Origin of the sequence: Polynucleobacter sp. JS-JIR-II-50 (assembly GCF_018687895.1) — a bacterium.
GTDB lineage: Bacteria > Pseudomonadota > Gammaproteobacteria > Burkholderiales > Burkholderiaceae > Polynucleobacter.
This window is the reverse complement of record NZ_CP061307.1, coordinates 1,302,594-1,316,721: the sequence shown is the minus strand read 5'-3', so window position 1 is coordinate 1,316,721 and position 14,128 is coordinate 1,302,594. Positions and strand designations below refer to the sequence as shown.

At 45.5% G+C, this 14,128-nt stretch carries 11 protein-coding genes; 8 read left to right on the top strand and 3 right to left on the bottom strand.

Annotation, left to right across the window (positions count from 1 at the left end; translation table 11 throughout):
* Positions 1–2 precede the first annotated feature (2 nt).
* The gene (locus FD963_RS06510) at positions 3–3,764 is read left to right on the top strand and encodes a cellulose synthase subunit BcsC-related outer membrane protein (protein WP_215361258.1); all 3,762 of its coding nucleotides are present in this window, start codon (positions 3–5) and stop codon (positions 3,762–3,764) included.
* 13 nt (positions 3,765–3,777) lie between these two features.
* A complete protein-coding gene (locus FD963_RS06505; protein WP_215361256.1) occupies positions 3,778–4,164 on the top strand; it encodes a tetratricopeptide repeat protein in 387 nt (128 codons plus the stop codon).
* Here the strand turns inward: FD963_RS06505 and bcsG are convergent.
* A complete protein-coding gene (bcsG, locus tag FD963_RS06500) occupies positions 4,161–5,705 on the bottom strand; it encodes a cellulose biosynthesis protein BcsG (RefSeq protein ID WP_251367355.1) in 1,545 nt (514 codons plus the stop codon). The genes FD963_RS06505 and bcsG overlap by 4 nt on opposite strands.
* Before the next feature lies 1 nt (position 5,706).
* Positions 5,707–6,720 carry a glycosyl hydrolase family 8 gene (locus FD963_RS06495; protein WP_215361252.1) on the bottom strand — a complete coding sequence of 338 codons (1,014 nt, stop codon included), beginning with the start codon at positions 6,718–6,720 and terminating at the stop codon, positions 5,707–5,709.
* Between the two features lie 118 nt (positions 6,721–6,838).
* On the opposite strand from FD963_RS06495, the gene FD963_RS06490 reads away from it, so the two are divergent.
* Genes FD963_RS06490 through FD963_RS06465 form a run of 6 tightly spaced genes read left to right on the top strand, consistent with a single transcriptional unit; the run spans position 6,839 to position 12,518 of the window.
* Complete coding sequence (locus FD963_RS06490; RefSeq protein WP_215361250.1) at positions 6,839–8,149, top strand: HD-GYP domain-containing protein; 1,311 nt, start codon at positions 6,839–6,841, stop codon at positions 8,147–8,149.
* Positions 8,146–9,699: a sensor domain-containing diguanylate cyclase gene (locus FD963_RS06485; RefSeq protein WP_215361248.1), complete on the top strand. Its 1,554-nt coding sequence runs from the start codon at positions 8,146–8,148 to the stop codon at positions 9,697–9,699. Before FD963_RS06490 ends, FD963_RS06485 begins: the two co-directional genes overlap by 4 nt.
* Positions 9,700–9,726: 27 nt before the next feature.
* Positions 9,727–10,512: an SUMF1/EgtB/PvdO family nonheme iron enzyme gene (locus FD963_RS06480; RefSeq protein WP_215361246.1), complete on the top strand. Its 786-nt coding sequence runs from the start codon at positions 9,727–9,729 to the stop codon at positions 10,510–10,512.
* 3 nt (positions 10,513–10,515) lie between these two features.
* Positions 10,516–11,844, top strand: a complete 1,329-nt coding sequence (locus FD963_RS10390; RefSeq protein WP_215361245.1) for an ATP-dependent RecD-like DNA helicase — start codon at positions 10,516–10,518, stop codon at positions 11,842–11,844.
* A 57-nt stretch (positions 11,845–11,901) separates the two neighbouring features.
* A complete protein-coding gene (locus FD963_RS06470; RefSeq protein WP_215361243.1) occupies positions 11,902–12,192 on the top strand; it encodes an AbrB/MazE/SpoVT family DNA-binding domain-containing protein in 291 nt (96 codons plus the stop codon).
* A 5-nt stretch (positions 12,193–12,197) separates the two neighbouring features.
* A complete protein-coding gene (locus FD963_RS06465) occupies positions 12,198–12,518 on the top strand; it encodes a type II toxin-antitoxin system PemK/MazF family toxin (protein WP_215363916.1) in 321 nt (106 codons plus the stop codon).
* Between the two features lie 8 nt (positions 12,519–12,526).
* Here FD963_RS06465 and FD963_RS06460 read toward each other — a convergent pair whose 3' ends face one another.
* On the bottom strand, positions 12,527–14,113 hold the full coding sequence (locus tag FD963_RS06460; protein WP_215361241.1) for a gamma-glutamyltransferase family protein: 1,587 nt from the start codon (positions 14,111–14,113) through the stop codon (positions 12,527–12,529).
* Positions 14,114–14,128 lie beyond the last annotated feature (15 nt).

The window sequence follows — 14,128 nt, the reverse complement described above, 5'->3', positions numbered from 1 at the left end:
CTTTGAAAATAAAAGCCCTTCATCTCTGCCTAGGTTTTGCATTGCTCTCATCGGTTGGCATAGTTGAGCTTGTCCATGCTTCGGATGGCACCCTTAGTAGGCAGGAGATTTCAGAAGCTAGAAGGGTATTAACCCAAGCTACGATTCTTCAAAAGAGTGGCAAGTCAGCCGAGGCAAATGCATTTCTAAAAGAGAAGTTCCCAAACGGACCACCTGCGGGTGATCTGGCGGTGGGCTATTACAAAATTATTGCTAGCTTGCCTGGGGGGTGGAACGAGGCACGCTCAGGATTAGAGGGCTTGGTTAAATCTGATCCTAAAAACTTGCAATACACCTTGGCTTTAGACGCTTTATTAGGCTCAAAGCCTGAAACCCGTAACCTTGCATTTCAAAATTTGGCTGCGACATATCAAGTTCGCAAGGTGGATAAGCAGAGAGTGCTTCAAGTTTGGAGAGAGGTGCTCAATGCTCAACAAATCGGCCCAGATCTGATCCCCCTTTATGAGCAGTATCTAAAGTTAGATCCCCATAATCAAGAAATAACCGGTCGCTGGATTCTGGAGAAGGATGCGCTTGAAGAGCGTAAACGTATTGCAAGCGATCCTTTGCTTAGACGTCGTCAGGTAGGTTTGGATCTATTGGATAAAGGTGACATCGTAGGTGCAGAGGCGCCGCTAATGGATACCCTTAAGGATAGGCCAAATGATTATTTGGCATTGGGTGGCATGGGCTTAATTCGGATGAGGCAAGGCAATTATCAAGAAGCTGTTGCTTACTATCAGAAAGCCTTAGCGCTCAATCCTGAAAACAGTGGCAAGTGGAAGAGTCTCATATCCACAAGTCAATATTGGGGTCAAATTCATCAGGCCGAGGACGCAAGAGATAAAAAGAACTATCCCTTAGCGATGGAGAAAATCCGCGCAGCTATTCAGTTGGAGCCGCAGGGTGCAGAGGGGATTGCTGTTTTGGGCACTATTGAAGCTGAGCGAGGAAATAACAAAGAAGCCGAAAAGCAATTCCGAGAAGCTTTGGCCATTGAATCTGATAACGGCATTGCATTACGGGGATTAGTTCAGCTATTAATTAATACTGGTAGGCGAGATGATGCTCTGGCATTAATTAATGCGCAGGCACCTGCAAATAGCCCTGCTGGTAAGGGATATGATTATTTGCGTATCAAGATTTTGAGTTCACAGGCAGATGATTTAGTAAATAAAGGGCAGGGTGAGGCCGCTATTCCCTATCTTCAGAGCGCATTAAAGCTTGATCCACTCAATCCTTGGTTGCGCTTTCAGCTGGCTGGAGTTTATGAGGGTCTGGGCTCGGTCGACAAGGGTTTGGCTGTAATTAAAGAGGGCTTGAGACTTGCTCCCAATGATCCTGAGATGACCAATGCGAATGTTCTATTTTTATTAAGTGCAGATAAAACTGAGGAAGCTTTAAGCCTGATGCGCAGCGCGCTGGCCAAACCCTCTTCTGATGCAATATCTCTCCGCTTAACGTATGCCAATGTTCTCAATCGCTTACAGCGTGATGATGAGCTAGGTCCGGTATTGCAGCAGCTTGCCAAAGCCCAGCTATCACCAAGCGATAAGCTGAAATTGACTCAGATACGACTCGATTTTGATATTCGCCAGGCACTCCAAGCGGGCGACATCCAAAAAGCCATTGTTCTTTTGAAACAGGCAATAGCACTCGATAAGGATGAGATTTGGCTGCGCTTAGATTTGGCGCGCTTATATGCAAAGCTGCACCGCCCTAAAGAAGGTATTGCAATATTTGATGCCTTTCTAAAAACGCACCCTAATAGTATTGAAGGTTTGTATGCCTATGCTTTGTACTTATCTGGTCTAGATCAAAATCAACCAGCCCTCAAAATCTTGGAGCGTATTCCAGCGTCTGAACGTACTCCTAAAATTACGCGCTTCCAAAGAGGCGTTTGGGTTGATTTGCAGCTAACTCAGATAAATAGACTCAATGCCCAGGAAAATCATGAAATGGCTATCGCCCAGCTAAGCGTGCTTGAGGATGAGGTATCCAACGATCCCGACCTTTCTTCCCTGGTTGCGCTGATGTGGGGAAAAATAGGCAAAGTAGAGCAAGCCAATGCGCTCTTTCAGAAGATAGAGCAAAGCACTCCAAATCTTTCGGTTGAATGGCATTTGCGTTATGCCAATTACCTCCTCAATAATGACCAGCCAGAGGCATTCCAAAGAGAGATGGCACTCGTCTCAGGGCAAAAGTTAAGTCCAGGTCAAAAGCAGGATTATGCTGATCTTCAAGAGGCAGCAGAGCTTAGGGCGATTGGTCAATTCATTCGGTCTGGCGATATTCAAGTGGCTAAAGAAAAGCTACAGCCGCTGATTTCTGCGAAGCCCAATAATTACAAGATGATGTATTTGGATAGTCAGATCCAAAGAAGAGAGGGGTATCTGGATAAGGCGATCGATATTGAACAACGCGCCCTTGTTCAATCTCCAGTGCCACTCTCTAGTTACCACAGTCTGTCTACACTCAAGCCAGTAGCAAGCTCGTCCGGAGTTTCTGTATTTCAGATTGAACCACCAATTCTGGAGCCATCAGCCGTTCCATCAGGAAGTGCATATCAATATAAACAGATGGCTGACATGATTGACATGCGCACTAATTGGCTTGATTCAGCGGTCGACTATTTATCCCTCAATGGCACCCCAGGACAGTCTTATTACCGTGCTACAGAGATTCCGCTGGAGTGGAAGATGCCAATGCGTTCGGATGAAAGGATGACATTCCGTGTAGATCAGGTCAATATTAATGCAGGCACCATCGATGCTGGCAATGCATATCAAGTAAGTACTTTTGGTTCGATGGCTGCTTGTAAAACTAATTGCCCAACAACATTTTCAAACCAATCTGCATCAGGAACTGCTCTGAATATTGGGTATGAGAAGCAAAACTTCAAGGCTGATATCGGTACAACCCCATTAGGCTTCCTTACCCAAAATTGGATTGGTGGAGTAAAGCAGAAACTGGATGCGGGCCCTGTTGGTATCTCATTGGAATTAGCGCGCCGTCCCATGACCAGTACCTTACTTTCTTATGCTGGTACTCGTGATCCTGTGACTGGTTCCGTTTGGGGCGGTATGGTTGCTACTGGCGGAACGGTTGGCTTGAGCCTAGATCAGGGTGGTACCTTGGGCGGATGGACCTACTATCGCGCGCGCAGCCTGACGGGTACCAATGTGCAGAGCAATAGTGACAATCAATTTATGGCCGGTCTGAACTGGCGTATCGTCAATGAAACTGATCGTCAGCTCTCTAGCGGTCTCACGGGCATGCTCTGGGGCTTTAAAAGAAATGCCGGAGAGTTTACTTATGGGCAGGGTGGTTACTATAGTCCGCAAAGCTATCGCTCTGTAACCCTTCCTTTAAATTACTCGCAACGTTTTGCGCGCTTCTCCTATGTTGTTGGTGGCTCGGTATCAACCAACTGGTCTCGTACTGATGCGGCACCATACTTTCCTACCAATTCAGAATATCAAGCCGCCTCGAATAATGCCACGTATTCAGGAAGCTCTGGACCTGGTAGCGCCTATTCTTTCTTGGCAGCTTGGGAGTATCAAGTCACACCATCCGTCTTTGTTGGTAATCGCTTAAAGTTAGAGCGTTCGCCTTACTATGCTCCAAATAGTTTTGTGCTGTACGTCCGGATTGCGCTTGATGGTACTGCGCCAAACCCTGTACCTTTGCAAACGCAGCCGGTAATCCCGACGTCCCGCTTTTAATAAATTTTAGATAATGAACAAACCTATCTCATCCTCTATCTTGCTTCTGGTGATGGGTTTGGTCGCATGCTCAATGCTCAGCGCTCAGCCCTTGAGCGGTGCCCCTGAGTTTGATCCCTATCTTCCCGGAGAGCTTAATGAACGTGCACTGTATGCGTTGAAGGAGCAGGATATCTCTACCGCAGTCATCCTATTGGAGAGGGCGTATCGCTTAAATCCGCATAGCCCTGACATTAAGGCTAACTTAGAAGTGGTTCGAAAGATTGCTCAAGAAAAGACTCCGATTGAAATCAATGGCGAGGTTGTTTACTTGGATGCACTTGGCAATTCTGTCAGCACTGATAAAGTGGTAGATATTCCTGCGCTATGGCAGGAGTCTACAGCTAAGCCGAAGCCTTAGTTATTGGTTTCGAATAAATTCCAATTGATATCGTTGGAGCGGAAATAGTACGAGGCTCCAAACTTCATAATCACTGAATCTTCATTCTCAGCCACAAAGCGTGTACTCGGCAGGTTCTTTAGATAAATCTCTGGACTTGGAGTATTGGCGCCAAAAGGTGCCTTACCCACAAACTTAGAGATTAAGTCGGAAGCAGCCAGGTAGCTAGTCGGCTGTTCGATGATATTTGTCTTGACCGGCGCATCTGCTTTACCAGTAAACATGATTCCCACAGGAATATTCGTCACGTTAGGGCTTGGGATTTCACGCATACCCACGATCTCATTTTTGTTTCTGCGAATCGCTGCACCATGCTCAGGGATGAACATAATTACCACTTGTCGGCCAGAGCTATTGACCTTGGCATAAAAGCGATCAATATCACTCAATAATTTACGTGCTCTGCGAGAGTAGGTTTCGACGCTGTTTTCTAGCTTGCCACCATCCAGCGCACGATTGCCGTCATGTAAAGAGATCGTGTTGTAAAAGAGTGCAACTCGCTCATTTGGGGACTTCATGCGGGCATCCCACCAATTGGATAGCACGGAGAAGTCATCATAGACTTGCGAGCCATCAAAACCCCTCAAGTAAGGTGCGGCATTCGTGTTATCGAATAGCGGGGCAGACATACCGCCCTCATTACGGATTTCCTTCAGGAGGTCACCGTATTTACCATCATGATTCAAAGCCAACTGTACTTGATAGCCCGTTTTATTGAGATTACTAAATATCAGAGAATCTTCGATGGCCGGTTTGTATAAATCCCGTTGGTCTTGCTGGCCGCGACTGCTGCGTAATAGGCGAATGATCGAAGGTCCGCTATAGGAGGATGCTGAATTAAAGTTGGTAAATAAGTAATGGAAGCGCTGGAAGAGTGGATTGTTATCTTCTTTGATATATTTCAGGTCATCCCAAGCCAGGGAGCAGACATTGATTACCAGGACATCAAATGGGGCTCCACTAGCCTTTTGTGAGCGGTTGAAGGCGGTACGAGACGATTCTTCAATAAAGAAGCCGTCAAGGGATTCGGTGAGTTCTAAATCGCTAGGCAGACCAATGACTTGACCATCTGAATCGTAGGCTAAGGAAGGCATAGTCACCCCCAGTGGAAGCAAGGTACTAAAGATGGCCAGGGTGGCTATTGTTGTCATTCTGATCTTCTTAGAAAGAAGGAAGTAAACAATATAGAGTCCCAACAAGATGGCTATAACTCGCCAATCCAAAATTCTGGTTAAGAGCTCAAGATAGTACTGAAAACTAAAGTCGAGTAGCTGGCTAATTTTAGGAATGATATTGCGCAGAGGTGGCAGTGGACTATCAAAATACAGAATAACAATGGCAATGGGCAGTGCTATCCATTTACGAATCCGTAGCAAGGTCGGATTAACATGGGAAAAAATCAGAAATAGCGCAAAAGCAGCATTAACAAAAAAATGGAACTGGATATAGCCTGTATAGAACAGGATTATTTTGATAATGAAATAAAAGCTCCAAATTCCCATATTACTTTTTGGCATCCTCTAAAGCTATTTGGGTGAATAAAGAAAGCATGGAAGAGTAATAGCCTTCGGACGGATTAAAGCTGGGCAAGGGGGTTGAATGTACATTGGGGTAAGCAAGTGTTATTGCTGCAACACTATGAAAGCCTGTAGATGCATTGTACGTTGCTATTTCACCAGAATTCACATTTACCCAAGGCGGTAAAAGCGGTTTCCCAGCAAAAGAGCTCCAGAATTTTTGAAAGGGCTTAATTGTGTTGGGGCTGGCTTGCTCCCCCCAAATGAGGTAAAGAGGTATACGAACAGCGTTGTATCCAAATTGATCGCCATCTATTGGGGCAATAACCTCGCCGTCCAATGTCACCCAATCAGATGGTAATTGCCATTTACCAAAGCGGGCTTCTTGAATGAGCTGCAAACCCGTTGTTCTTAACTCCTCCCATTCCGGTGCTGGGTCAAGCATGGCAAGATCGTTAATTGCCGGGAAGACCCAGTAGGAGAGGTTAAGCTTCAATCCTTCTGGCTTTTCAAAGCCCAATGCTCCAGGAAGTAAAACTGTTCCTTTGCTAGTTTTACGTACAAGCTTAGCTCTAATAGATTGACTTACCTGAATGGCTGCAAACAAATAACTAGGCTCGTTCCATTTTTTATATGCTCGCGATAAAGCCCAGGCAATAAACAAGTCACCATCGCTGGCATTGTTCAGATCATTAATGCCCACCCTTGGAGACCAACTCCAAGCAAACAATTTATCGTCACGCACTTGAAGATTACGTTGTGTCCAGGTCCAGATTTGAGCAAAGGCGGCCGGGTCATTATTTTGTACTGCAAGTAGCAATGCCATCCCTTGACCCTCGGTGTGGCTGATACCGTTCTGGCCGACATCGATCACTCTGCCATTTTCAATAAATGCAGATTTAAATTGAGCCCAGTTTTCGCCACCAACAGCATTTGCTGGAGAGTGCAGCACAAGGGCAATGCTCAAAAGCCAAAACCGGAGAAGGGTATGCCAAGTCATTGAGCGATTGAAGTTAGGTGAGCAATGGGCTGGCAATTGATTATGATTTGTAATGCTGACTAATAGGGTACATTATGTATTACCGGCATTTAATTGGCCTATTTTATTTAGATATTTCATGCAGTTAGCAAATCAAACCTTTTACTTTGCCATATTCATCGTCTTAGTTGGCTTGATGGGCCGTTTCTTAGCAAACCCGGATGACGACCGCGCTCAATTTAGGATTATTTATTGGCCAATCGGCCTGAGCTTTTTAGCGGCCTCCATGTTGGGTTATGCGACCGCCCCATGGGGTGGCAAGATGGTGTTGGCCTTGGCCAATATCTTCCTGATTGCAGGCGTCGCTAATATTTCTTTACTGTTCAGCGTTTGGAACGGTGTGTCAATGAAGTCGAGCAGGCTGGTTGCTCTCGCCTTATTTGTAAGCGCTTCCTTAATTTACGTCTATCTGCACTTTTTTGGAGAAACACAAGACCGCATTCATTTAATGAATGTTGTGCTCAGTATCTTTTGTATTTGGCAGATCGTATCTTTAAGTCAGCTATTAAAAAAAGACAATGCTTATCAAATTAAATTAATGATTGGGGTTGAGTTTTTCCAGCTTGGAGCTCGCATCATTCGCTCGCTTTTATCGCTTGAAGAAATGACTCACCCTGGAACCTTGTATCAAGAGGGTGGCCTGGCTTTTGCAATGCGCATAGCTGCAATACTCTCAATTGTCACGATTTGTATATTAATTACTAATTACTATATGGAAAAACTCTGGCATGAATATCGTAAGAGCTCGAACGCCATTGAAGATGGAATGCTCAATAGCCTAAATGCGCTATCGATGGTTCGAGATAACGAAACCGGTAATCACATTCTGCGAACTAAAAACTATGTGCGTGCTTTGGCAGAAAGGCTGCGGTCAATTGGAGCATATACAGATGAGTTAACCCTTAAGTCAATAGAAAACATTGTTAAAGCTGCCCCATTGCACGATATTGGGAAGGTAGGTATTCCGGATACCATCCTGCATAAGCCGGGCTCACTGACTGAAGATGAGTGGGTAGTGATGAAAACCCATGCCAATTTGGGTAAAGATGTTCTCAGTGCTGCCAAACTCAAAGATGCAAAGAATACCCATGTCTTGGATGCCGCAATTAATATTGCTGGCGGCCATCATGAGAATTGGGATGGCACGGGTTATCCGCTGGGCCTAAAGGGCGAGGAAATTCCATTGGCAGCGCGATTAATGTCATTGGCAGACACCTACGATGCCTTAGTCAACGAGCGGGTTTATAAAAAGCAGTGGTCCCATCAAGAGGCTTGTTTGGAGATTACTCGGCTAAAAGGAATTCGCTTTGACCCGCAAATTGTCGAAGCATTTATTCTGGAAAAAGACAATTTCTTGAAAATCTCCAAGCTATATGGAGATTCTAAATGACGATTAGTTTTGAGCCCAGCTCTAATGTTCGACGTAACTCTCGCCTTATTTTGGGCGCTTCCATTATTTTGGCGATCATCTTCGTCATTAATGCGCTAATTTCTGGTTATTTGCTACGCCGTAACACAACAGATGATCGTGCAGATCAGCTATCTACCTTGACATTAATATTGGCTGAGCACACTTCGCAAATTATTTTTGCAGCAAATACGGTTCTAAATAGCATTGATGATGTGGTTTATGCGGAAAAAATTGACGATGAGAAAAGCTATCGCAAGTACGCGTCCAATAAAAATCAATTTGAACTATTGAAGGAAAAGACAAAATCGAATTCCATTTTAGATGTCACTACTTTTGTGGCCAATGACGGTAAAGTGCTTAATTTTTCTCGCTCTTACCCAGCGCCTGAAATTAATCTGGCGGATCGAGATTATTTTATCTACTTGAAAAATCACAATGATCTTGAGACCTTCTATAGTGCTCCCGTCCAGAATAAGGGAAACGGTAAATGGGTTTTTTATTTAGCCAGGCGCGTCAATGGAGCGCATGATGAGTTTTTGGGCATCATTTTGGTGGGCGTCTCTGTAGAGGTCTTTTCCTCTCTGTACGAGAGGTTGGGTGCTAATTTGGGCGATGGTGCAGCGATAACCCTGTATCGCCAAGACAAGACCTTATTAACTCGTTGGCCACTAGTTGAAAACCTAATAGGTCGTGTCAATACTAATAGCTTGATTGAGCAATCTTTAGGCGCAGCAGCAGACGGTAACGGTGTGATCTTTACATCCAAGACCGGCTTTACTCGGCAAAATACGTCTCCAGTCGAGCGCATGATTTCCTATAGAAAGGTTACTGGTTACCCATTCATTGTCGGAGCCGTAGTCCCCGAGACTTTGTATTTAGCCAACTGGTATAAAAATGCGACTGGCGGTCTAATTGCTACCATTTTGAGCATCATCATTTTATTTATTGGAACCTATTTTCTGCTAAGGACTTATCGGCGTAATGCTGAGAACCAATATCGTGCGCATCATGATGTTCTTACCAGACTGCCCAATAGAACCTTATTCTCTGACCGACTTTCTTATTCCCTGGCGAATTGCAAGCGTAACCAAACTAAATTGGCGCTTCTTTTTATTGATTTAGATAATCTTAAAACGATTAATGATGTCTACGGCCATCTCGTGGGGGATGCAGTCCTGATGCAGGTTGCCGAAAGAATACGAACCTGTTTACGAGACTCCGATACTGTGGCTCGTCTAGGCGGAGATGAATTTATTGTGCTCCTGCCGGGTGTTGGTGATGAGAAGAATGCCCTGATGGTTGCTGAAAAAATTCGATCCACCCTCATGGTGCCGATAACAGCCGATGGCATCTCTGTGAGTACAAGTGCGAGTATTGGCGTGGCCTTATATCCCGATCACGGATTAAATGAGTCTGATTTAATGAACAATGCCGATATGGCGATGTATGAGGCTAAATCTAGAGGTCGAAATGCTATTGAGATCTTTGGCGAGAAAGTTGTTCAGGCGGTTTTTAAAGATATTTCATGAGCCCAAAGTATTGGGGGGCGATTGTTTATGAAAAAATTTAATATCTCCAAAATTCTTTTAATTCCATCGATTAGCCTTGGGTTTTTGTTCATAGCGCTTGGATCAACCCCAAGTCAAAGCGCGCCCACTTCAACTATTCCCACTGTGCAAATTGGAAATTTGATTTGGGATCAAACGGAGATGAATATTGCCGACGTGAAGACGTACGCGTTACTCACTGGTTTTGTGAGTGCCGCAGAGCAGAAGGGTGGCGGCTTATCTTATGAGGCTGGCTTTGTTCAAAAGCCAGGCTGGACTTGGAAAACTCCCTATGGCATATCTGCAAAGGATGCTGAGCCAGCAACGCATCTCAATCAAAAAGAAGCTGAATCTATTTGTCGCTATTACGGTAAACGTTTGCCAACAGATGCCGAATGGACGAACGCTGCATTCTTAGAACAAAGAACTAATCCTCCAGTTGGATACATAAAGGGTCAGCGTTATCCCTATCCAGGTGGCGCAAATCCCTCGGCTTCTCATTGCCTTAGCGGATGCGGTGACTATAAAGGTCTTGCACCAGCTGGCGCTTTGAACCGTGGAACTGGGCACGTGATTACTGGCTCAACCAAGCCTGGCGTCAATGGCTTGTTTGATATGGGCGGTAATGTTTGGGAGTGGACTGCTACTGAGCGCAATGGCGGCTACATCACTCGTGGAGCATCGTGGTGGTATGGCCCTAATAGACAGCAAGAGAGCGATGTGGAATCAAAGCCTGGTGATATTGCCGTGGTTTATATCGGATTTCGTTGTGTAGCTGATGCCGTGAAACAATAGGGAATGACTAATTCCGTAGTAGATTCTTCTGAAATTGAAATTACCCCCGATTACCAAGCGGTAATTGAGGCTATTGAGCGTCAAGATCCTTACATCTTCGTTAGCGGTAAAGCGGGCACTGGTAAAACGACCCTCATCGGCTATTTACGAGAAGCCATACCCGGTAACGTCGTGGTAGTTGCACCAACAGGGGTTGCCGCGCTCCAGGTTAAAGGAGTGACCATTCATTCCTTCTTTAGATTGCCCCCACGACTCATTTTCCCTGAGGAAGATATCAAGCCGCTGCGCGATAAACGCCTTTATAAAGATATTCGCTTACTCATCATTGATGAGATCTCGATGGTGCGAGCTGATGTCGTGGATGCAATGGATTTATTTCTGCGCGAGAATGGTCCGCAAAAAGGCAAGCCCTTTGGCGGCATTCAGGTGATGTTTGTGGGGGATTTGTTTCAGCTGCCGCCAGTGGTGTCTAGTGCTGATATGCAAGTCCTAGCAGAGCGTGGTTACGAGGGGCCTTATTTCTTTTGCGCTATGGCCTTGCATCGCAAAGATGTCACGATGGTAGAGCTCTCTAAGATCTTTCGTCAAAAGGATGAGCACTTCGCAGGCTTATTAAATCGCATTCGAATTAATCATGATATTGATGAGGCTCTTGATACTCTGAATGCACAGTGCTATCGCAAAGATGTTGAGATGGATGAACAGACCATTACTCTGACCACTACAAATGCAAGAGCGGATCAAATCAATGGGGCTGGCTTGCGCGCTATTACCGTTGAGGGCAAGGTCTACGCAGGTCAGTCGACGGGTAAATTTAATATCGACGAACGCAATTTACCTTCACCCAATAATTTAGTGCTTAAGGTAGGCGCTAAAGTCATGTTCACCGCAACGGATCCTGGATTTCCTAAGCGTTGGGTCAATGGCACTATTGGTGTAGTGCGTGAGTTGCTGCCAGATAGGGTGAAGGTGATGGTGCAAAACGGGCCTTATGCAAATACAGTGGAAGTAACAGGCCATCAGTGGGAGTCTTATCGCTATGACCATGACATGATGTCAGGGAAGATCTCCCCCAGCATCATCGGCACCTATCTTCAGATACCGCTCATGCTGGCTTGGGCTGTAACGATTCATAAGAGCCAGGGCAAAACGCTCGATAAAGTGAAGGTTGACCTATCCTCAGGCGCATTTGCCTCGGGACAGGTTTATGTTGCCCTAAGCCGTTGTAAAACAATTGAAGGTATTTCTTTACAGCGGCCGATTGAGCCCAGAGATGTCAGCTGCGATCAGGAGATCAAGCGTTTCTATCTGAATTGCTTGCCTTCTAAATAAGGCTATTTTTTTTCTTATTTGACGTCTGCCGACTTATGTAATAACATTGTTATTACTATGAATAAGAACCATAAATCCAATGCTGAAAGTAGAGCACCACTGCAGGTAGCTATTCGAGCTATTGGCAACTCTAAAGGCGTGGTTATTCCAAAGATTATTCTTGAACAATCTGGAATAAAGGAGATTGTTGAGATGTCGGTCGACGGAGAAAAAATTATTTTAAGTAAGCCTAAAAATACTGTGAGAGAGCTTTGGGCTCAAGATGCCCAAAGCCTTGCAAAGGTTGGCGAGGATAAGTTGGTGCTTGGAGATTTTGCAGACGAAGAAGACGGGGATTGGGTTTGGTAAAGAGCATCGTTTCTCGTGGAGAAATTTGGCTTATCAATTTAGATCCTACGATCGGAAGTGAAATTAAAAAAACACGTCCTTGTATTGTTGTATCACCTCAAGAGTTAAATGATCATTTGCGCACTGTAATTGTTGCGCCCATGACTAGCAAGGGTAGACCTGCGGGCTTTCGGGTTCCTATTACGCACGATGGCAAGAAGGGACTAATTCTTTTAGATCAAATCAGAGCTGTTGATAAAGCGCGCTTGGTCAAGAAAGTGGGCAAGAGCAATCCAAAAACCCTATCTGCCAGCCTTGGCGTGCTACAAGAGGCTTTTGCTATTTAGCTTCTTTATTAGAAGCCAGCTGCCAATCCATCTCTACGGTGATCGCTGCCAGCAATAAAAGCAGAGTCGGCATCTTCTGAGAGCTTGGCAATTGCTTGTGCGCTACCAAAGTCCAAGCTGTTTGCTGGTTGTACAGCAACCTCATGTCCTAGTGCTTTCAATCCATCAACGACACTTTGGGGCATCGCTGCTTCAACGGTTAACTTGCCTACATCATCAATACGCCAACGGGGCGCATCAGAACAGGCTTGTGGATTGAGGTATTCATCTACAAAGCGCATCACAAATTGAATATGGCCCTGCGGTTGCATATTGCCACCCATGACGCCGAATGCCATAGTAGGTTTGCCATCCTTGGTGAGGAAGGCGGGAAGAATCGTGTGAAAAGGTTGCTTGCCTGGCGCGACTTGATTGGGGTGTCCATCCTCTAATCTGAAGCTCATGCCGCGATTATGAAAAGCAATACCGCCTGGAGCGACTACTCCAGAACCAAAGCCTTTGAAGTTCGATTGAATGTATGAAATCATCATGCCGGATTCATCGGCGGCGCACAAGTAAACAGTGCCACCAGAATGCGGATCTCCGGGTCCATAGCTACCAGCCTTATTGTGATCAATCATGGCTGCGCGACTGGCCAAGTAATCTCTATTTAAAAGAGAGCTCACTGGCATTTGCATAGAACGTGCATCTGAAACGTAGGCATAGACATCTGCAAAAGCCATCCGCATAGCTTCAATTTGTAAGTGAATACGTTGCGCTGAATTAGCTGGGTACTGCTTCACATTGGCTGCCTGCAAAATACCTAAGGCAATTTGAGCGGCAATACCAGATCCGTTTGGTGGAATTTCATGGAGAGTGTAATCACCATAATCGAAGGCTAAAGGCTCAACCCATTCCGGCTGGTTATCAGCGAAGTCTTGCATAGTGAAGCAACCGCCAGTAGCTTGAGCAAAGTCCACCATACTCTGTGCAAGCGGACCTTTATAAAAAGAATCGCCTTCTGTAGCGGCAATTTCTTTCAGAGTTTTGGCTTGTGCGGGATATTTCCAGATTTGTCCCGCTTGAGGTGCTTTGCCATCAATTAAAAACGACTCTACAAAACCAGGTTGGTTCTTCAGGATTGGAATGGCTTCACGCCACTGACGGGCAATCACAGGCGAAACCGGAAAACCATTTTCCGCATAGTCGATCGCACGTTTAAACAATTGAGCAAAGGGCAGCTTGCCAAACTTTCTGGAGAGCTCGATCCAACCAGCAACCATGCCGGGGACAGTGACTGTATTCCAGCCAATGAGATCCATTGCGGATTTACCAGCAAAATACTCCGGCTTCCAAGCGGCAGGAGCACGTCCTGAAGCATTTAGGCCATGTATCTTCTGACCATCCCAAAGAATTGCAAAACCATCTCCACCAATGCCGTTCATTGTAGGTTCAACAACGGTGAGTGTGATTGCAGTTGCAAGTGCCGCATCAACTGCATTGCCGCCACTCTGAAGAGCTTCAATACCAGCCTGAGTGGCCAGTGGTTGAGAGCTCGCAACAGTGTTTTTGGCTAAAACAGGTGCGCGACTACCAAAAGGAGGGGATATCAACATAAGGACTTATCTATT